Source organism: Streptomyces caelestis (assembly GCF_014205255.1).
Taxonomy (GTDB): domain Bacteria; phylum Actinomycetota; class Actinomycetes; order Streptomycetales; family Streptomycetaceae; genus Streptomyces; species Streptomyces caelestis.
Genome location: NZ_JACHNE010000001.1, coordinates 7231532 through 7249793 on the forward strand (window position 1 = coordinate 7231532; position 18262 = coordinate 7249793).

General features: G+C 69.4%; 13 protein-coding genes and 3 pseudogenes. 10 read left to right on the plus strand and 6 right to left on the minus strand.

Annotated elements, in window-relative coordinates; translation table 11 throughout:
- Positions 1 to 470: 470 nt before the first annotated feature.
- Positions 471 to 1363: pseudogene (locus tag HDA41_RS32825) on the plus strand (DUF5655 domain-containing protein).
- Positions 1364 to 1823: 460 nt separating this feature from the next.
- On the opposite strand, the pseudogene HDA41_RS41765 reads toward HDA41_RS32825, so the two are convergent.
- Positions 1824 to 2082 (minus strand): annotated as a pseudogene (locus tag HDA41_RS41765) (hypothetical protein); the annotation flags it as partial.
- Positions 2083 to 2161: 79 nt separating this feature from the next.
- Here HDA41_RS41765 and HDA41_RS32830 point away from each other — a divergent pair.
- The 7 genes from HDA41_RS32830 (at position 2162) to HDA41_RS32860 (ending at position 8709) form a co-directional block, all read left to right on the plus strand.
- On the plus strand, positions 2162 to 3220 hold the full coding sequence (locus HDA41_RS32830) for a YihY/virulence factor BrkB family protein (protein WP_184990442.1): 1059 nt from the start codon (positions 2162 to 2164) through the stop codon (positions 3218 to 3220).
- Between the two features lie 106 nt (positions 3221 to 3326).
- The gene (locus HDA41_RS32835; RefSeq protein ID WP_184990444.1) at positions 3327 to 3875 is read left to right on the plus strand and encodes a phosphatase PAP2 family protein; all 549 of its coding nucleotides are present in this window, start codon (positions 3327 to 3329) and stop codon (positions 3873 to 3875) included.
- A gap of 176 nt (positions 3876 to 4051) precedes the next feature.
- Positions 4052 to 4468: a phage holin family protein gene (locus HDA41_RS32840; RefSeq protein ID WP_184990446.1), complete on the plus strand. Its 417-nt coding sequence runs from the start codon at positions 4052 to 4054 to the stop codon at positions 4466 to 4468.
- Positions 4465 to 4935 (plus strand): DUF3618 domain-containing protein, encoded by a 471-nt coding sequence (locus tag HDA41_RS32845; protein ID WP_184990448.1) that lies wholly within the window; start codon positions 4465 to 4467, stop codon positions 4933 to 4935. Before HDA41_RS32840 ends, HDA41_RS32845 begins: the two co-directional genes overlap by 4 nt.
- Positions 4932 to 5198: a DUF4235 domain-containing protein gene (locus HDA41_RS32850; protein ID WP_184990450.1), complete on the plus strand. Its 267-nt coding sequence runs from the start codon at positions 4932 to 4934 to the stop codon at positions 5196 to 5198. Before HDA41_RS32845 ends, HDA41_RS32850 begins: the two co-directional genes overlap by 4 nt.
- A 641-nt stretch (positions 5199 to 5839) precedes the next feature.
- On the plus strand, positions 5840 to 6151 hold the full coding sequence (locus HDA41_RS32855; RefSeq protein ID WP_230299550.1) for an ANTAR domain-containing protein: 312 nt from the start codon (positions 5840 to 5842) through the stop codon (positions 6149 to 6151).
- 233 nt (positions 6152 to 6384) lie between these two features.
- Positions 6385 to 8709, plus strand: a complete 2325-nt coding sequence (locus tag HDA41_RS32860) for a hypothetical protein (RefSeq protein WP_184990454.1) — start codon at positions 6385 to 6387, stop codon at positions 8707 to 8709.
- A 35-nt stretch (positions 8710 to 8744) separates the two neighbouring features.
- Here the strand turns inward: HDA41_RS32860 and HDA41_RS32865 are convergent, their stop codons facing one another.
- Positions 8745 to 9989, minus strand: a complete 1245-nt coding sequence (locus tag HDA41_RS32865; protein ID WP_184990456.1) for a hypothetical protein — start codon at positions 9987 to 9989, stop codon at positions 8745 to 8747.
- 760 nt (positions 9990 to 10749) lie between these two features.
- Between HDA41_RS32865 and HDA41_RS32870 the strand changes: the two genes are divergently transcribed.
- On the plus strand, positions 10750 to 10992 hold the full coding sequence (locus HDA41_RS32870; RefSeq protein ID WP_221511657.1) for a hypothetical protein: 243 nt from the start codon (positions 10750 to 10752) through the stop codon (positions 10990 to 10992).
- 49 nt (positions 10993 to 11041) lie between these two features.
- Here the strand turns inward: HDA41_RS32870 and HDA41_RS42830 are convergent, their stop codons facing one another.
- Both HDA41_RS42830 and HDA41_RS42835 read right to left on the minus strand, forming a co-directional pair.
- The gene (locus HDA41_RS42830; RefSeq protein ID WP_376706830.1) at positions 11042 to 11212 is read right to left on the minus strand and encodes a hypothetical protein; all 171 of its coding nucleotides are present in this window, start codon (positions 11210 to 11212) and stop codon (positions 11042 to 11044) included.
- Between the two features lie 15 nt (positions 11213 to 11227).
- Positions 11228 to 11359 (minus strand): annotated as a pseudogene (locus HDA41_RS42835) (DUF317 domain-containing protein); the annotation flags it as partial.
- A 271-nt stretch (positions 11360 to 11630) separates the two neighbouring features.
- Between HDA41_RS42835 and HDA41_RS32880 the strand changes: the two are divergent.
- Positions 11631 to 14150 (plus strand): NB-ARC domain-containing protein, encoded by a 2520-nt coding sequence (locus HDA41_RS32880; protein ID WP_230299551.1) that lies wholly within the window; start codon positions 11631 to 11633, stop codon positions 14148 to 14150.
- A 7-nt stretch (positions 14151 to 14157) separates the two neighbouring features.
- Here HDA41_RS32880 and HDA41_RS32885 read toward each other — a convergent pair whose 3' ends face one another.
- On the minus strand, positions 14158 to 15861 hold the full coding sequence (locus tag HDA41_RS32885) for a hypothetical protein (protein WP_184990458.1): 1704 nt from the start codon (positions 15859 to 15861) through the stop codon (positions 14158 to 14160).
- An 824-nt stretch (positions 15862 to 16685) separates the two neighbouring features.
- On the minus strand, positions 16686 to 18194 hold the full coding sequence (locus HDA41_RS32890) for a gamma-glutamyltransferase (protein ID WP_230299552.1): 1509 nt from the start codon (positions 18192 to 18194) through the stop codon (positions 16686 to 16688).
- Positions 18195 to 18262: the final 68 nt, after the last annotated feature.

Genomic DNA, 18262 nt, shown 5'->3' on the forward strand with positions numbered 1-18262 from the left:
TCCCCTGCGCCAGGAGGTGCACCCCACCCTCGACTGCAGCGTCGCGAATTCGTTGACGGCCGGCGAGTTCGATGGAACGAGTCGTGAGTCTTGCCGGCATACAGCTGAGGAACGGCTGGGTAGTGGTACGAACGACGCGCTGCCGACCGCGTCGGCTGGCTTCCGGACGATCGTCGTGCAGTGCAAGCGACTTGTGCCGGAAAATCCGAACCGGAAGCACCAGGTGCTTAGACGGCGCTTGACTCATCTTCCCGGCAGGCGCCCTGACCTGCGCGTTCGTTCCCTACTGGCGGCCTGTCAGTGATTTTGTGGGACGTATGTGGGATAAAGCGGCTTCTGGGGCTGGTGGGATGCCAGTGCACTTCGGCGACCCTGCGTCAGCCTCACATCATCTTCACGCGCTCGAAGTGCCGTGCGGAAACAATCCTGCCCTCCGTCGCGTTCTCGATCTTCGAGTCGAGGAGGGGAAGGTGTCGGGACTGAAGCTGTTCCACACGACGAGTAGCGGCGTAACCGAGGTCGCGTCGCGTCTGGCTGAGGTCGAGGCGGATGTGCAGGGCCTCGTTGAGGCGCACATGGAGGCGATGCTGGGGGTGCGGTTCCTGGCGAGTGAGTACGTCATCGACTGTGTCGACGGCGGGCGGATCGACTCGCTGGGGATCGACGAGAATAATGCGCCTGTGGTCGTCGAGTTCAAGCGCGGCACCGATGCAGGCGTGATCAATCAGGGTCTTTACTACATGTCGTGGCTCATGGCCCACAAGGGCGTCTTCCGGGGCCTGGTCCATGACCGGTTCGGGGCCCACACAGCGTCCCGGGTCCTGTGGAGCGCACTCAGGCTGATCTGCGTCGCCGGCGACTTCACCCGCTACGACTTGCACGCGGTGCGCGAGCACCGTCGCAGCATCGATCTGGTCCGCTACCGGTTCTTCGGAGACGACCTGCTGGGCCTGGAGACCATTGCGGCCGTCGGCGTCCGTGCACAGGCAGCGCGGCGGGGGCGCCAGCAGGCGACGGCGGCCCGCTGTGAGAACGGTCAGAGTCCGGTGCTGGTCGAACATGGCGCAGGAGGTCGACGAGGCGCTGCTCGGCGTGGGGATACGGCGTAAACCGCGTCGATCGCAAGCAGTACAGGGCGTACCAGCGTCTGCGGAACTTTGCCTGTGTCTGCCCGCCTCAGCGGACCAAACTCCTCGTCTACCTCAAGGCTGACCCGAAAAAGGTCGACCTCGTGCCTGGGTTCACCCGGGACGTGACCGGGCTCGGCCACCACGGGACGGGCGATCTGGAGGTGCAGCTTCGCACGGAGCGCGATGTCGAGCGCGCCCTGGAGCTGTTCCGCGCGAGTTACGCGGCAGCGTGACACGTCGACGGTCGCCTTGGCCGTGGCGCCTGCGGAAAGATCGGGAGCTACGTCGCGGACGTTCCTTTCGACGGATGGGCAGGTCGTGGCGGTGGACTACCAACGATGTGGGTGATCGCCGGTTTGGCTAACCGGCGATCCCGCGCTATGTTGCGCTGCTCTTGGGAACGGCTGCAGTGTTTTCTTGTGGTGTGAATCCAGAACTATCGGCGGTGATGCGGCAGGTCTTCCCGCCGCACGGCGAGGTGGGTCTCGGCGGTGGCGGCTTCGAGGAGGCCCGGGTCTGAGTCGAGGTCGAGTCGAGGTTCTTGACCGCTGGGAAGGAAGACGCTCCACGGGCGTGTGCCGCCGTGTTCGTGCGCCTGGTGGAGAAGGGGTTGGGCGCGCGGGCGGGCCACGTCCTGCTGTTCGCGGAAGATGCGTCGGCGGGTGCGGCGGACTTCTTCTGGATCTGCGGGTACCGACACCGGCCTCTGGGGTACGGGACTTCCAGGTGGTCTTCGACCAGGCTGGCGTCGGAGATCGGTACGAATGACTCGCTGATGCTGAACAGGCCGGTCTTGACGCTGCCCCATTCCGGCTGCCTGGTGACGTCGTCGAGGAACACGTGCTTGGCATCGCCTGTTGCCGTCGGTGTCGTAGGCGGCGGGGTCCAGTACGTTCGGGATCTGCTGATCATCCTGATTACCTCTCTGCTGACCTCCCCTCCGGCTAACCACAAAACGCCCGCAAAACGCACAGACAGTTCTGTTCATGGATGCGGGCATGAGGGGCACACGCTGCGGATACTCGTGCGAGATGGCACGGACAGTGAAACGGCATGGAAGGCACGGCGGGCACACCGCGGCCGACCAGGAGGTCGAGGCCGGGCGGGGGACGGGTGCCGGGCCGGATGAGCAGGTGGAGCAGCAGGCGCCGGACACTCCGACGGACCTGCCCAAGGGCTCCTGGGGAACGGTGCTGAAAGGCACCCTGAAAGAGTTCAAGAAGGACGAGCTGGCCGACCGGGCTGCGGCGCTGACCTACTACGGGATCCTGGCGCTGTTCCCGGCGCTGCTGGCGCTGATCTCGCTGATCGGGATCGCCGGCCAGTCCGCGACGCAGGTGCTGGACAACATCCAGAACTTCGCTCCGGGCGCAGTGCGGGACGTCCTCAGCAACGCGGTGCAGCAGCTGCAGGGCAACGCCGGGATCGGCTCGATCATGGCGATCGTCGGTCTGGCGCTCGCGGTGTGGTCGGCATCCGGCTATGTCGCCGCGTTCATCCGGAGCGCGAACGCGGTCTATGACGTCCCGGAAGGCCGGCCGGTGTGGAAGGTGCTGCCGGTCCGCGTCGGCGTCACCGTGGTGCTGATGATCCTCGCCGTGATCAGTGCGCTGATCGTCGTCCTCACCGGCCCCCTGGCCCGGCAGGTCGGCACCGCGCTGGGCATTGGGGACACGTTCCTGACGGTGTGGTCGTTCGCGAAATGGCCGGTGCTCATGCTCCTGGTCACCATCATGATCGCGATCCTGTACTGGGCGACACCGAACGCGAAGGTCCGCGGCTTCCGCTGGATCACTCCGGGCAGCTTCCTCGCCCTGCTGATCTGGATGATCGCCTCCGCCGGGTTCGCGCTGTACGTGGCGAACTTCGCCTCCTACAACAAGACCTACGGCACCTTCGCCGGCGTGATCATCTTCCTGGTGTGGCTGTGGATCACCAACCTGGCGATCCTGCTCGGCCTGGAGTTCGACGCCGAGATGCACCGCCAGCGCGCCGTCGCGGGCGGCCATCCAGCCGGAGAAGAGCCGTACGTCCAGCCGCGCGACACTCGCAAGTGGGACGAGGAGGACCGCCGCCGCCTTGAATCCTGAGCGGTGGAGATCACCCTCGCGGGCCCATTCCCGGGCCTTGCGCGGCGGAGGCGCCTACTCGATCACGGGATCGATGTGGGACGGCCCGGAGGGGAAGTCGCTGGTCATGAAAGTGATGGCAGAACTGCGCGCCGGGGATCGTCGGCTGGCCAGGTGGTCGATCGCGTGGGGGCCGCCCTGGGTGCGGCGGTTCGCGCCCGCGGTGGAGGAGGCGGCCGAGCACACCAAGCTGTGGTGGGCGGCGGCCGGGGTGATGGCCGCCGCCGGCGGGTGGCGCGGCCGTGCGGCCGCAACCGCTGGAGTGGCGGGCATGGCGGCGGCGCAGGTGCTGTCCAACGCGGTCGCCAAGCAGCTGTACCGGCGGCGCCGCCCGCCACAGGAGTGGGTGCCGGCGGAAGAGCTTCAGGATCGCCCGGACAGCTCCTCCTTTCCCTCGGGGCACACCGCTGCCGCCTTCGCTTTCGCCGGTGCCGTCACGCCGGTATGGCCAGCCGCCGGTGCCGCTTGTGCGGTGTCGGCGGTGGCCGTGGCCGCGGAGCGGCTGCACAGCGGTGCGCACTACCCCACCGACGTGGCCGCCGGCGGCGCGATCGGACTGGTCGCAGCCGTGCTGGTACGGGCCGCACCGCGGCTGCTGTGGCGACGTGTGCTCTGACGGGCGGTGATGCGTCGCTGCGGGGGTACTCGGACCCGCGATCAGACGGTGGAAGGAGATCGCCGATTGGTCGCTCCCCCCACGGGCAGCCCATGACCTCTGGCGAGCACGAACGAACGCCGAACGTCACAGGGCCTGCCCGAAACGCCGACGAAGGGCAGGTAGGTGAGCACCCCATGACAGCAGAAGGCTCCCCCCGCACCGGCGGCGGAGCGCAGGAACCGGTCGGCGACCTGGTCCAGCGTGCCTCGCAGCAGCTGTCGCAGCCGGTCCGCGACGAGATGCGCCTGGCGCAGGCGGAGATGACCCAGAAGGGCAAGCGGTTCGGCAAGGGCGGCGGCCTGTTCGGCGGCGCCGGCCTGGGTGTCCTCACTCTGCAGGCACTGGTGGCCACCGTGATCGCCGCGCTCTCGCTCGTGATGGATGTGTGGGTGGCGGCGCTGATCGTCACCGCCGTCCTGGCCGCCGTCACCGCGCTGATGGCGGCGCTGGGCAAGCAGCAGATCAGCAAGGCATCCCCGCCGGCGCCGGAGCAGACCATGGACAGCGTCAAGGCCGATGTAGCCGAGATCAAGGAGAAGGCACAGCGATGACCCACGACAAGCCGCACACGGGCGACGAGGCAGCACCCTCCCCGGAAGAACTGCGCGAGCAGGTCGAGGCGACCCGCGAGGAACTCGGCGAGACCGTCGAGGAACTCGCGGCCAAGACCGACGTGAAGACCCGCGCCCAGGAGAAGACGGTCGCCGTCAAGCAGCAGGTCGCCGAGAAGACCACACAGGTCAGGACCCAGCTGCGAGACAAGGCGACGCACGCCGCCCACATGGTGCAGGACAAGACCCCCGAGCCGGTACGCTCCAAAGCCGCCGCGGCCACCGGCCAGGTCCGCGACAAGGCCGTGCACGTCGGAGAGCTGGCCCGCGAGAAGGCCCCGGAGCCGGTACGCGAGAAGGCCAACCAGGGCATGCAGGCGGCGCGGGCCAACCGCGCCCCGCTGCTCGCCGCGGCCGGCGCACTCATCGCGCTGCTGCTCATCCGCCGCTCCAGGAGGCACCGATGAAAGCGTCCAAGATCGCCTACAAGCCGGTTGGCCTGGCCATGGGCGCCGTCAGCGGCGTGCTGGCCGGCGGGTTGTTCAAGCAGGTCTGGAAGAAGCTCGGGCACGACGAAGACGCCCCCGACGCCACCGACGAGCACCGCACCTGGCGCGAGGTCCTGTCGGCAGCCGTCCTGCAGGGCGCGATCTTCGCCGGCGTCAAAGCCGTCGTCGACCGCGGCGGCGCCACCGCCACCCGCCGCCTGACCGGCACCTGGCCCGGCTGACCCCTCCCGTCGGCGTCCCGGCCTGGGCGGACGCCGACGGGCGGTCGGCTTTCCGCAAGGAAGGGCACACCTGTGACCGCACACCCCCCTCTTGCCTTCACCGCGGCAGCCGTCACCGCCTGCATCCTGCTGGCACGCTGGTGGGCGACTCCCCGCGAGCGGCGCCGCCACCGCATCCGCTTGTTGTTCCTGCCGTGGCATCGCCCCCACCGCAACCCGTCGCAGCGTGCCGCGAGGCTGGGCCGCATACCGAAACGGCAGCCTCAGGCGCCGGACCCCAGCGCCCAGCGGGTGGTACGCGAAGCGGAGCAGATCCTGAGTCAGCAATGGAACCGGCTCGAGTCCCTTTACGTTCACCACCCCCGACGGCACTGACCCCCACTGCCGTTAGACCATCGTCGGCCGGCACCCGGCGGACTTTCCGCTTGGGCACTCCCCCTGCACGGTCGCCCGCGGAACGCCCCGGAGTGAGCTGGTGTCGGGGCCACCAGTGAGGTAGCGCGCGCCCGTGAGCATGCGCAGCTGGGCGTCGTCGCGGTTTAGCAGCCGTTCACCGGCGGTCCTGGATGACGCGTCGCGGCCTGGGCAGGCGTGGGGACATGACTTCTGCTGATCGGCGCCCAGAGATCGGGCACCTTCCAGTGGGTCACACCTCCGCGGCAGGTGCCACGGAGGAGCTGCTGACCCTGAGGAAGGAGAACCGTCAACTCAAAGAGGCCATGCCGGCCAGCGCCCGCATCGACCAGGCCATGGGGGTGCTGGTCGCCTTGGGAGGCATCACTCCCGACGAGGCGTGGGACCTGCTGCGTGAGGTGTCGATGAGCACCAACACGAAACTCCGGACAGTGGCCGAGGCCCTCGTCGACTGGCCCGCCGACGGAGAACTGCCCGACCACATACGCGAGGCGCTCGATGCCACTCTCTCCCAACACCACCAGCACACGCCGCCCTAACTGCGGCCCTGCCTGACGTCGAGCGAGGCTTGTGTGGTGGATGCTCGCCAGCGCAGGTCCCGCTCCGTCGGTCAGACAGCTGTGGCCGGGGAGTCGTGCGTGAATCTGCACGTGGTTGGTTGGTTCGAATGCCTGCGGACGCGCACGTGTGATCCCTACGGTGAAGTGACAACAGTTCCAGATCGTTCGTGGGGAGTGCAGTGGACCCGGAGATCGTTGCTCTCGGGAGCATCGTGATCAGCAGCCTGGTGGGGAACGCCGTGCAGGACGTCTGGACCTGGGGCAGGGGCCGATTGGTGGCCCTGTTCGTCCGTGACGGAGCCGAGGAGGCGGCGGTTGACGACGAACTGGAGCAAGCTCGTCGCCAGGCGTTGGAGGCGGAGGAGGCCGGCGACGAGGACACGGTGACCGAGATCACGGACGAGTTGTCGAGTCGTGTGCTGGAACTGTTCGCTGAACGTCCCGACGCCGTGCGGGAAGCGCGCGAGCTCGTCGGAGAGGCTCTGACGAGGGCGACGCCCGCCGAGGCGTCGTCGGCTCTTCTCCACTACGTCAACAACACAGCTCTGTTCCGGGAGATGGACAGTCACTGGCGCGCGTGCCGGGCGGCCGGGACCGTGACGTCGGTGTTCCTGAGCGGTGTACGAGGGGTGGGGAAGCGCAGCACGGCGCGACAGTGGATCCACTCGCACCGGGACGTCCTCTTCGGGGTGTTCCTCCAGGCCGACCTTGGGATGCGGGGTGGGCGGATGGTTGACCCGGCGGTGGTGCTGGAGCGCTGGCTGGAAGAGCTCGACGTGCCGAGGGACGAGCGTCCGGTCGACGTCCCGGCCAAGGCGCGGCGGGTGCGTCACGAACTGCGTGACCGGTCGGCTATCTTCCTGCTGGAGAATGTCACGACGACCCGTCAGGTGCGTGACCTGCTGACCGACCAGCCGTACGGCGTCGTCCTCATGACGGGGCAGGAGGCGCCGCACGACTTGGCGCACTTCCTGGAGTTCCTTCCGCTCCCGGTTCCGGCGCTGCGGGACGAGCACGCTCTGGAGCTGCTGGTCAAGGTGAGCCGTACCACCGAGGATCCGGCCAAACTCGAACCGATTGTCCGGTACCTGGGCGGCCTGCCGCTGGCGCTGCGGCTGATCGCCGGACATCTGAAGGCGCCCGTCCCCGGCGTTGTGGAGGACATCGGTGCCCGGCTCTCCGACCGCGCCGCACGACAGGAGTTGCTCGACGTGGACGATCCGAACCCCCTGCCGGAAGCGCTCGAACTGGCCTACGGACGCATGGCCGTGCGGACGGCGCAGCTCTATCGCCGCCTGGGGTTGCTGATGTGTGCGGATTTCCAGCTGGACACCGTGTTCGCGCTCGTACCGGACTGGGAGCCGTCGGAGGCGCGCACCGCGCTGAGCGCCCTGATCTCGGGCGGTCTGGTCGAGCGCCGGAGTCTCGACACGTACCGCATGCACATCCTCGTCCACGACCACGCGTCGATCGTCGCGGAGCGCGACGAGACGGAAAGTGAACGCGAGGCGGTGCGGCGGCGGATCGCCCATCACTTCCTGCGGATCACCGAGCGGGGTGAGCAGACGCTGTCGACGCGCTGGCTCTACAACCCCATGAACACCTTCCCGGCGGACACGGCAGCCGACGAGCGCCAACAGACCGAGGCGCTGCGTGAGCTGGCTCGACGCGAGGCGGGCATCTTCGCCGCGGTGCGGTTGGCCGCCGAGGCGGGGCTTGACCTGGAGGCGTGGCGGCTGAGTCAGGCCATCCGGACCTTCTGCCTCCGTACCGGGCGCCACACCCAGTGGATCGAGGCGGCCGAGATCGGTCTCGCCTCGGCGCTGGAGACCGGTGACACGATGGCGGTGGCCCGTGCGTCCTACGAGGTGGGCTTCGCGCACCTCGAACGTTGGAACGTGGAGGAGGGCGATCCGCGGCTGGCCCGGGAGCACTTCGAACAGGCGCTCAGCCTGGTGAACCCCGGTGTGCCCGGACGGAGCGAGGGTGAACGTCGCACGGAGTCCAGCGTTCTGGAAGGGCTGGGGTTGCTCGAACGCAAGCTCAAGCGCCCCGGGCACGCGATCGATCTGTTCAGCCGTGCCCAAGCGGCACTGGAGGGGATCGACCATCCTCGTGGCGAGGCCCTCCTCGCTCTGCACCTGGGCAGTACGTACACGGCGCTCGGGCGCCACGACGCCGCGGAAGGTGAACTTCTGCGCGCGGTCGAGGAGTTCAAGGGGCTTCCGGACGGACCGGACCGTTTCAACATGGCCAAGGCCCGGCTGCGTCTCGCCGAGAACCGCCGCGCTTGCGGGCGACTGCGCGAAGCCGTCGAGGCGCTGGACCTGGCGGTGGACGGCATGACCGGCGTGGGCTCGGCCTACTACGCCGCGCAGGCCCTCCTGCTGCGCGGAGACGTCCGCGTGCAGTTGGGGCAGCGGGAGGCCGCCGTCGAAGACTGGACGTCCGCCCGCGCGCTCTTCGCGGAAGAAGGCAGCATTCACGAGGGTGAGGCACGGCACCGCCTGGAGCAGGAGGGCGGAGAGCAGGCGTAGGAGCCGGCCACGCACAGGCCGCCGCCAAGGCGGGCTCAGACGTAGGCCAGGTCGAGCTGTCCCGGGTCGGGCAGGTCGCCGGCGCGCACGACGATCCGCTCCGACCGTGTCGGGCGGGCACGGGCCGTCCCCGCAGCGCGCTCTCGCACCGTCCACGCGTAGACCGCCGATGCCGCAAGGGGGAACGCCGCCCAGGCGGGACGCTCCCGCCAGCTCACCCGCACACGACCGCCGTCCGGGAGCAGCGCCAGGCACCCGTCCTCCTCCGTTTCCGCGGCGAGCAGCCCGCAGCCGGAGGATTCCGCGGCATAGGCGCACCACGGGTCGTCCTCCGGACGCGCCGCCGTGCGCCCGCGCGGAACCAGCAGCACGTCCGCGGTACGCGGCCATCGGCGGTCCGGGTCGTCACGGTCGGCGGCCAGATGAGCCGAGGCGATGTGCGGGCCATGGCCGTGCTGCCGCGCCGCGGGGTAGCGGCGGACGACCACTTCACCGTCAGCTGCCCCAGTGCCGTCGTCCGTCACGCAAGCGGTGACGAACATGGGCGCCTCATGAGGAACGCGGCGGGCGCCCGGTCCAGAGGGCGGCGACGGAACGGGTATCGCGGACACGGACGCGGGATGGCCGGGTTCGTCCAGCCGCAGCCAGGTGTAGAACAGTCGGCGCAGCAACTCGGCGCTGCGGCCCGGTTCCGACGTGACGGTCTCCCCGACCGCCTGGAGTTCCGGATCGTCCCGCTGCCCGTCCAAGGCGGCAAGCTGGCACAGCAGGGGGCGATCGGCGGTCAGGCGAGGCAGTATCCGGCCGAGCCTGGCCATGGGGGATCCCGGTGCCACCTTCGATTCGTCGAAGGCGCCGAGAATGCAGGGGATTTCCAACGCAATTCCATACATGGTCAAGGAACCATGGTCTCCCAGAAGGAAATCAGCCGAACAGAGGGCCGCCTTCCATGTGTCGCTTTCCGGAACCGGCAGGAGGAGCCCGGAATCCAGAAACGGAGCCAGCCAGCTGTGCAGCTGCCACGAGCCATGACCATGCCAGGAATTCGGATGGATAGCCGCGAGTACGCGGAACTCTTCAGTGGGAAGCTCGGCCAAAACTCGACGGAGAACGTCGGCGCGCGGTGAGCCGAGCACCGAACCGCTTCCCCAGGTCGAGGACACGACCACGAGCCGCTGACCCGGCAACAACCCGAACGCCTGCCGGTAGCTCTCACGGAAGGGAAGGCTGGCACGCAGTTGGTCGATACACGGGTCGCCGGCCACAACAGCCTTGGGCAACGCCTGCGGACAGCTGACCGCAAGCCGATCGAACTGCTCCTTGTGGGACAGGACGATCGCTGACGGGACAACGTCCCCATCGTGCAGGAGCCACTCCTCCGTGAGCCCGAAGGCTCCCGGCTCCCGGCTCCCGGCTCCCGGCTCCCGGCTCCCGGCTCCCGGCTCCCGGCTCCCGGCTCCCGGCTCCCGGCTCCCGGCTCCCGGCTCCCGGCTCCCGGCTCCCGGCTCCCGGCTCAAGTATTTATTATAGCCTGCCCCATGGGGTGCGCCAATAAGCGGAAATCGAAGCTTGTGCAAGTCTCCGCCTCGATTTGTAGCGAGAGCGAGATCGAAATTCTCCGCGACCGCAACCCGCCAAGGGGTCATCAGCATTCCCCGGCGGAGCAAGAATTCGGATACGCCTCCGTCCAGGGCGGAGGAATCTGTGCAGGAGAAGACAACCTGAATCCGCTCGTCGCCGTCGAAGACCGCAAGAAGGTCCAGGAGCCGGGTGGCTGACGTGATGTTGTGCACAACACCGAGAACCCTCCGCTGCGGCGAGACGGTCATCCAAAGCCGCGCGTCCGGTCTGAGCGGCAACGGCAGCCGGTCAGCGTCTGCCACCTGTCAACTCCTGACTCCCATCATTCTGAGGTGACGCCTTCGCGCCGCCACCGCAACCGATCTCACCATAGTCCCGCTCCCGAAGCCCGATCCCCTGCCCGTCAGTGCTTGGTATGCGAGGTGGGCGATAGGGGCGCTTCGGACGTGAGGAGGTTCCATGGACCTTGTTGGGCAAGACGAGGGCCAGGAGCCGCTCGTCGACCGTCCGATCAGGGCCGGTGCCGCGTTCGAGGGGAGTGCGGAGATCGCGGAGGCCCGTGACATGGCCCGCGACTTCCTCGTGTCTGTGCAGGCAGTGCACGGGCTGCCGCTGTCAGCTCGGGCTATGGGCATAGTGCAGCTGGTCATCGAGCTGGCCGACGACCCCGGCGGAGACCCGGCCGGCCGGCAGCCCTCCTGACCGCACCCGGCCGGACTGTTCCCGAGGCTGGAATTGGGCTGCTGCCTGCTCACGGGCGCAGAAAGGACAGACCCCGATGACGTCGGCGTTTCCCCCGCAGTCCCCTCCGGTCAGCCGACGGCTGCTCACGCAGCCGCACACCACCGTCGTCCACCGGGGTGCCGATGGCCGTGTCCCAGCCGTCGCCGTCGGCGAGGTGGTCCAGTAGCCCCTGCAGCACCGGGGCGGGGGTGGAGCCGGTCGCTGTGAGGACCCACGTTCGGTCGGAGACGGGTGTCTCGTAGGCGATTACGGTCCTCGTGGTCTCCTGGGCCGGGGTCTCATGAACGCGCTCGAGCAGGGTGACGCGGCTGCTGGAGCAGGCCAGCCCGCTCGCCCTGACGCCGAATGCCCCCGCCCGTCCCGGTCAGGAGACGCCCGACCCGCCGAATCCGCCCTCGGCGTTCCGAGGCGCAGCAGCCAGGGGCCGTGTGGGCCCGGGTTGCCATAGGGCCTGTTTTCTCGTCTTCGGTGCTCGGCCGTGTGCTGCGACGTGATGATTGTGGCTGCTCGGTGGGGCGAGCTGTCCAACTCGGCGAGATCGTTCTACCGTGGCCTTTCCTGATCCGCAGGGCAGGAAGTGATGCGAAGGGGGCTTGGTGGAAGCCGAGTTGGCGGCGCTCGCGGCGTCGGGGGCGACGACTCTGGTCGGGTTGATGATCTCCGACTCCTGGACGAGCGCCAAGGAGAGGCTGACGAGGTTCCTCGCCCGGCGCCGCTCGGCAGGGGATGCGGAGGAAGAACTCCAGGCAGCCAGCGAGGAGCTGGCCCGTGCTCGGGCGGCAGGGGACACTGCCGCGGAGGAGGAGATCGAGGCGGACTGGCGGCAGCGGCTGCTCGTCGTTCTTCGGGAAGAGCCCGCCGCCGCAGTTGAGCTGCGCAGCCTGCTGGCCGAATGGGCGGGCAACGTCTCGCACACCGTCATCAGCGGTGGTGTGAACCACAGCCCCGCCTTCCAGGGTGCGCAGATCCACGGCGGTATCACCTTCAACGTTCCGGCGGCGACGCCAACGGCCGACGAGACCGCCCGGCCGGACCAGGTTCCGGTGCTCACCGTCCCGTTCAGCAACCGCAGGCGCGAAATCTCCCTGCTGGACGCGATGTGCGGTGCGGCTGCCCGGCGGCAGAGCGGCGTCGACGTCACGGTCGTCGGCGGGCTGCCGGGGGTCGGCAAGAGCGCCATGGCGCGGAAATGGGCGAGCATGTCCCGGCAGCTGTTCCCGGACGGGCAGTTGTATGTCGACTTCGCGGCTCTGCGTGACCAGGCCGTCACCGGTGGGACCGTCGGCGCCGACGTGTCCGAAGCCCTGGCCATGGTTCTCAGATCCCTGAAGGTGAGCGACGCCGGCATGCCTGCGTCGCTCGCGGAGCGGACCAACCTGTTCCGTTCGCGCTCCGCCGATCAGCGCCTGCTGCTCGTCCTGGACGATGTGAGCCAGCCCGCACAGGTAAGGCCGTTGATCCCCAAGGGCCCGGGGAGCGCAGTTCTCGTCACCAGCCACGGCAAGCTGGGTGAACTGGTCCTTGACGGAGCACAGCTGATCTCACTGGAACCCCTGGACGCGGAGGGCGGCCTGGCCCTCTTGGCCGACCGCTGCGGAGAGGAAGCCGTGGCAGCCGAGCGGGCCGCAGCCGAGCGCCTGGTCGAGCTGTGCGGGGGCCTGCCGGTGGCGCTGCAGATAGCGGCGGCCCGCCTGATCACGGACGACGGTCTGACCATGACGTCCCTGTCGGAGGAACTGGAGGACGAAGCCGGCCGGCTTGCCGCCCTGGCCCTGCCAGGATTCCAGGGGGCTCTCCCCGGGGAGGAGTACTCCGTGTCCGCCCTGCTCGGCTCCTCATACCGGCTGCTGCCGCCCGACGCTGCCCGGCTTTACCGCCTCCTTGGATGGTTGCCGACTGGCGCCTTCGACGCCGGAGTCGCCGCGGTCGCCGCGGACCTCGACACCCCGAGTGCGAAGCGCCTGCTGCGCACGCTCATGACCGCGAGCTTCGTGGAAGCCGGCCGTGACGGCCGTTACCGCATGCACGACCTCGTGCGGCTGCATGCCCGGGAACGCGCCGCGGAGGAGGAGCCGCCGGCGGAGGAGAAGGCGATGACGAGGAGGGTGGCCACCCACTACCTCGTTCTCGCCGCGTTCGCCGATCGGGCGCTGAGGAAGGAGCGGTTGCGGATCGCCGACCTGTCACCGCTGCTGCGCACCGCTGACGATCCCTTCGCGGTCGGTACGGGACCCTCCCCCCTGGAGTGGCTGGATGCCGAGCGCCACGCCATCCTGGCCGTCCTGCGGGCCGCGAGCCGGCACCGGCTGCACAGCCTTGTCTGGCCACTGGCCGAGGCGTTCACGGCCTTGTTCCTGCGCCACCGTTACCTGGAGGCGTGGAAGGAGTCGCTCGAACTCGGCGTCGCCTCGGCCGCCGCCCTCGCCGAGTCGGCTGAGACCGCGAACGAGATCGCCGAGGCCGCACAAGCCGAGGCGCGGCTGCGCAGCCTGCTGTCCCGCCCGCTGATGGACCTCGGCGAGACCGCCCTTGCCGGGAGGGAGCTGCGGACCGCCGCCGCACGGGCCGAGGTGACCGACCACCTGACTCTGCGTGCCTCCGTTCAGGAGTTCCTCGGACGCTATCTGGACCGGGTCGACCCTGCTCAGGCCGTCCCCGCCTACCGGCGGTCGTACGAGCTGAACAAGGAGGCGGGCCAGGGCCGTGGGGCGGCCATCGCCGCCTACTTCCTCGGCTGCGCGCTGGATGCTCGCGGCGAGTACGCCGAAGCGCTGGAAACCCTGCGCATGGCGCACCACGACCTGCTCGCACGCGAGGAACCCGACCCGCGTATGGCCGCGCGGGCCATGGCCGCGATCGGTGCCGTCCATGACCACCTGGGCGCCACCGCAGAGGCGGTACGCGCGTTGCGCGAGGCGGTTCGTGTCCTGGAGGAGGAGAAAGCGACGCACTACGAGGCTGAGGCCCTCGTCACCCTCGTCGACATCGCCGAGCGGACCGGAAGCTACCAGGACAGCGTGCGCGGCTGGCTCACCCGGGCCGTCACGCTCCACGAGGCCAACGGCAATCCTTTGGCCGAGGACCTGCGTCGGCGGCTGGAGAACCTCGTCCGGTGACAGCCGGTCACCGCGGGCCGCTCGGTGTGGGAGATGGGCGCAGCCGCAGGACGACGTCCTCGGTCCGCAGATCTCCGATCCGCAGGGTGACGTAGGCGTCATCCAGAGGGCAACCCGCGCGCAGGCATGCGTAGACCACGGCAGCCGGAAGACCCGCGTCCAGCTCGGGGCCGGTGACGGCCGCCTCCATGATCCGGCCGTCCCTGAGCCCGATCAGGAAGCCCCCATGGCGGACGGCCGATGCGGCGAGGAGGCTGCCGGGCAGCCGCTCGAGGGTGCCCTGGATCCACCGCAACGCGCCCACCGCGTTGGGCGCCGGACGGTGGGCCAGGATCACTGAGGCACTCTCGACCAGCCGCCGGTCGCGTTCACCGTCGGAGCACGCGAGATGGGTGAAGAACAGGGGCGCGCTGGCGCCCGTGCCACCGCCTGAGTGCGCGGCGGCCGGGAAACGGCGTACGACGACAGCCGAGGGCACGTGGTCCTGTTCGATCCCCTCGACCTCTGTGATCACCTGCCAGGAGGTGACTGGTGAGGCCGGCGGGTCGGGCCGGGGCAGCACCAGCGCAGACGGTGGCGGGGAGGACGGCTCCGGGAGCCGCAGCAGTCGGTAGAGGGCGGCACGGAGTCGGGGGAGAGCCTGTCCAGGTTCGGCGAAGGCGGACTGGGCGACGGCCGCGTACCGCTCGGGCGTGTGCTCGTGAATTACGTGCTCGACCTGGTGGCGAATGTCTCCGTCAGGGTCGAGCCGGGGCGCGACGGCTGCCAGAGCGTGGATCGCGGTCCCGGGCACCGCGTCGGTACCGAACGCCCCCAGCAGGACGGGCGTACCCGCCGAGGCGGCGTACAGCGTCACCGAGCCGTGGTCGCCGACCACGGCGTCCGCCGCGACGAGCGCGGCCCGCCACGCGTGAACAGGGGGCACGAGACGCAGTCCCGCGTCCAGGGCAGCCGCTTGGAGGACCCGGGTCTGCCACGCGCCGTGCGCGGCCCACACGTTGGGATGGACTATCGCAGCAACCAGATACTCATCACCGGGAAGTTCGCCGAGGAGACTCGCGGGCAGGCGCGGGTGACGTCCCAGGAGCGACGTGGGCCCCCAGGTCGAACTGACCACGATCAGGCGCCGGCCCGCCGAGACCCCCAGGGCATCGCGGTACGCATCCCTGCTCTCCCGGCTGGCCAGGAGTTCGTCGAAGCAGGGATCACCCACCAGCAGGGTACGGCCGGCTACTTTCGGGTGCCTGGCGAGCAGCTGCTCCTCCTGGGCCGGATGCGATACGGCCAGCCAGGCACGGCCCGACTCCAGCAGGGAGTCCGGCACGACACCGGAGAGCCTCTCCCGCGGACCGCGCGAGTCCGGCACCAGCTTCTGGAAGCCCACCCCGTGCGGCAACACCAGGACCGGGCAGTGTCCCTCCGGTACGTCGATGTTCTCGCTGGCGGAGAGGATGAGGTCGGGGGCGATGCGCTCCAGTTGTTCCCAGGGCATGACCCGGCAGCCGGCGCCGTGCAGAAGGTCGAGGACACCGGAGCCGAAGGCAGAGGTCGGGTCGTGAGCGAAGACGACGGTCACGCGATCGTCGCCGCGCAGCACGGCGGGCAGCGTTTCGAGGATGCGTACGGCCGACGTGACCGTGCGCGTGGCGACGACCAGCGTCCGTTCTCCGCGGAAGGTGCCCCACCGGTGGGCGTCGTGCCCCACGGGCACGCGAAGAGGCTGATTACCGGACAAGGCGGCCGCCTCTAACAAATCTGCGCCTCCAGCCGGTCAGCGGCTCGCGGCTCGCGGCTCGCGGCTCGCGGCTCGCGGCTCGCGGCTCGCGGCTCGCGGCTCGCGGCTCGCGGCTCGCGGCTCGCGGCTCGCGGCTCGCGGCTCGCGGCTCGCGGCTCGCGGCTCGCGGCTCGCGGCTCGCGGCTCGCGGCTCGCGGCTCGCGGCTCGCGGCTCGCGGCTCGCGGCTCGCGGCTCGCGGCTCGCGGCTCGCGGCTCGCGGCTCGCGGCTCGCGGCTCGCGGCTCGCGGCTCGCGGCTCGCGGCTCGCGGCTCGCGGCTCGCGGCTCGCGGCTCGCGGCTCGCGGCTCGCGGCTCGCGGCTCGCGGCTCGCGGCTCGCGGCTCGCGGCTCGCGGCTCGCGGCTCGCGGCTCTGATCTAGTATCACATGTCAAGGTGCCGAGCAACCCTTCGTGTGCGTCTCACGGGTCCAGGACTGCTACACCGTAACGAACGGGACGGGCACCGCCAGAGATGGCCGACGCATCCTGAATGCATCGGAGATGTGTAGTGTCCCGGAGATGCCCGGGACCAAGCCCGATCCCGCGCTATGTTGCTCCGCCTCGCAGCAGGGTGCGTTCCACGCAACCGCGCGTTTCCTATCGCTGGATGCACATCGGAGGGGGACAGACCAGGCACTCGGCTGTCCTGCGGCGCAGATCCCGCGCTCCGTGATCACTTGCAGTCGTGCGGCGGAGCGAGCGAGCACCGTGAGGCAGGGCCATGTGCAGCATCAATTGGTCAGCGCACGCAGGTCCCGACACTCAGCGGCGGCGGTAAGGAAGGTCGTCCTGGCGCAGAGCGAGGTAGGTCTCCGGGGTGGCGGCTTCGAGTAGGTCCGGATGGTCATTGAGGTCGAGCCGAGGTTCTTGATTGTCCGGGAGAAGGTCGCTCCACTCGCGGTCCGCGCCTTGTTCGTATGCTTGGCGGACGAGCCTCCGGACCCGAGGGCGGGCCTCTTCCTGCTGCTCGCGGAAAATGTGCCGCTGGCTGCGGCGGCGCTCCTCCGCGGCTTCCTCGTCAGCTGGTTCCTCGGTGAGATACTGATCTTCCGCGCGCAGCCCAGGGGTGCGTTCGGCGATCATCCGGTCCTCGTAGTGCAGCTGTGCGCAGGCAGCGAACAGTCGGCGGGACATACCCAAGTGCACTTCGGTGCCGGGAATACGGCAGCTGAGGAAGTCGTCCAGGCCCAGCCGACGGGCCCCCTCACGGAGAGTCTGCTCGTCGTCCAGGCTGCCGACTGCACCACGGGCGTCCGCGCGCAGGGCGCGCGTGGCGTCGTCTCGTTCCAGTGGGGTGGTGATCCCTTCTCTCCGACGACGGCGGGTGGTGCGGTCGGCGGACAGGGCGATGGTGCGTAGTTGGGACGGCAGCGCGGAGCGTAGGGCGAGGTAGACCAGCATCTGTGCGCGGGCCGTGCCCATGAGGGCGTCATCGCTGGCGCCGAGGTGGTCTTCAGCGCTGTCGGGAATCGTCGGTGCGGGGGACACGCCTACGGTGTTGAGAGGTGGTTGGCCGGGGTGCTGGTTGTGGTCGATGGTGAGGCAGAGGTCGCCCTGGGGCTGTACCGCTGCACCGACCAGGATGCGGCGGTGCGCGTAGGCATGGAGGATCTTGCTTCCTTCGCTCAGCTGCTTCCAGCCGTCCTTGAGGGTTGTCTTGCCGACGTTGCCGCCTTTCGCCTCGATGAGCCAGTACGCGTTCTCCGCCTCGTGCAGACCCCATAGGTCCGGCAGGCGCCGGGCGGGGTCCTTGAAGGCGTCGGCGAGCGCCGGGTCGGGGCCACCGTCTTCCAGGTGCCATGTTTGTCCGAGGCCCATCAGCGAGCGGCAGGCCCACTCGGCCATGGTCATGCCCAGCCGGTAGCCGAGGGCGTTCTTGGCAGTCCGCTCGGTGCCGTATTCGTAGACCGCGTTGAGGGTCAGGCGCCGCCCGGCGCTGTGCGGGAGCGGGTGCTTGGGCGTGACATCGTGAAGACCGAGATAGGCATACAGCGGGGAGATCCGGGCGACGAGTTCACCTCGCGCGAGCTGCGGAACCTGCTGCAGGTTCGGCGTGACATCGCGGCCCACCTCGGTCGCCGCTTTGATGATCTCCCGCCAGGTGGTGGTGGGGGCGTACCACCCGTTGCTGGCTGGGAAGGCGGCCGGTGTGTCCCAGGGTTTGTGCGGGGCGGTACGCCACTGGGGATAGGGGCGCCGTGCCGGGGCGTCGCGGAGCAGCACAGGTATGTCCAGGCTGTCGGCGTAGACGGGGGGCGGCGCGTCGTTCACGTGTGCGGGAATCACGCCAGTCACTGTGGCACCGGTTGTCTTCATGGCTTCGAAGTGAGTCTTCTCGT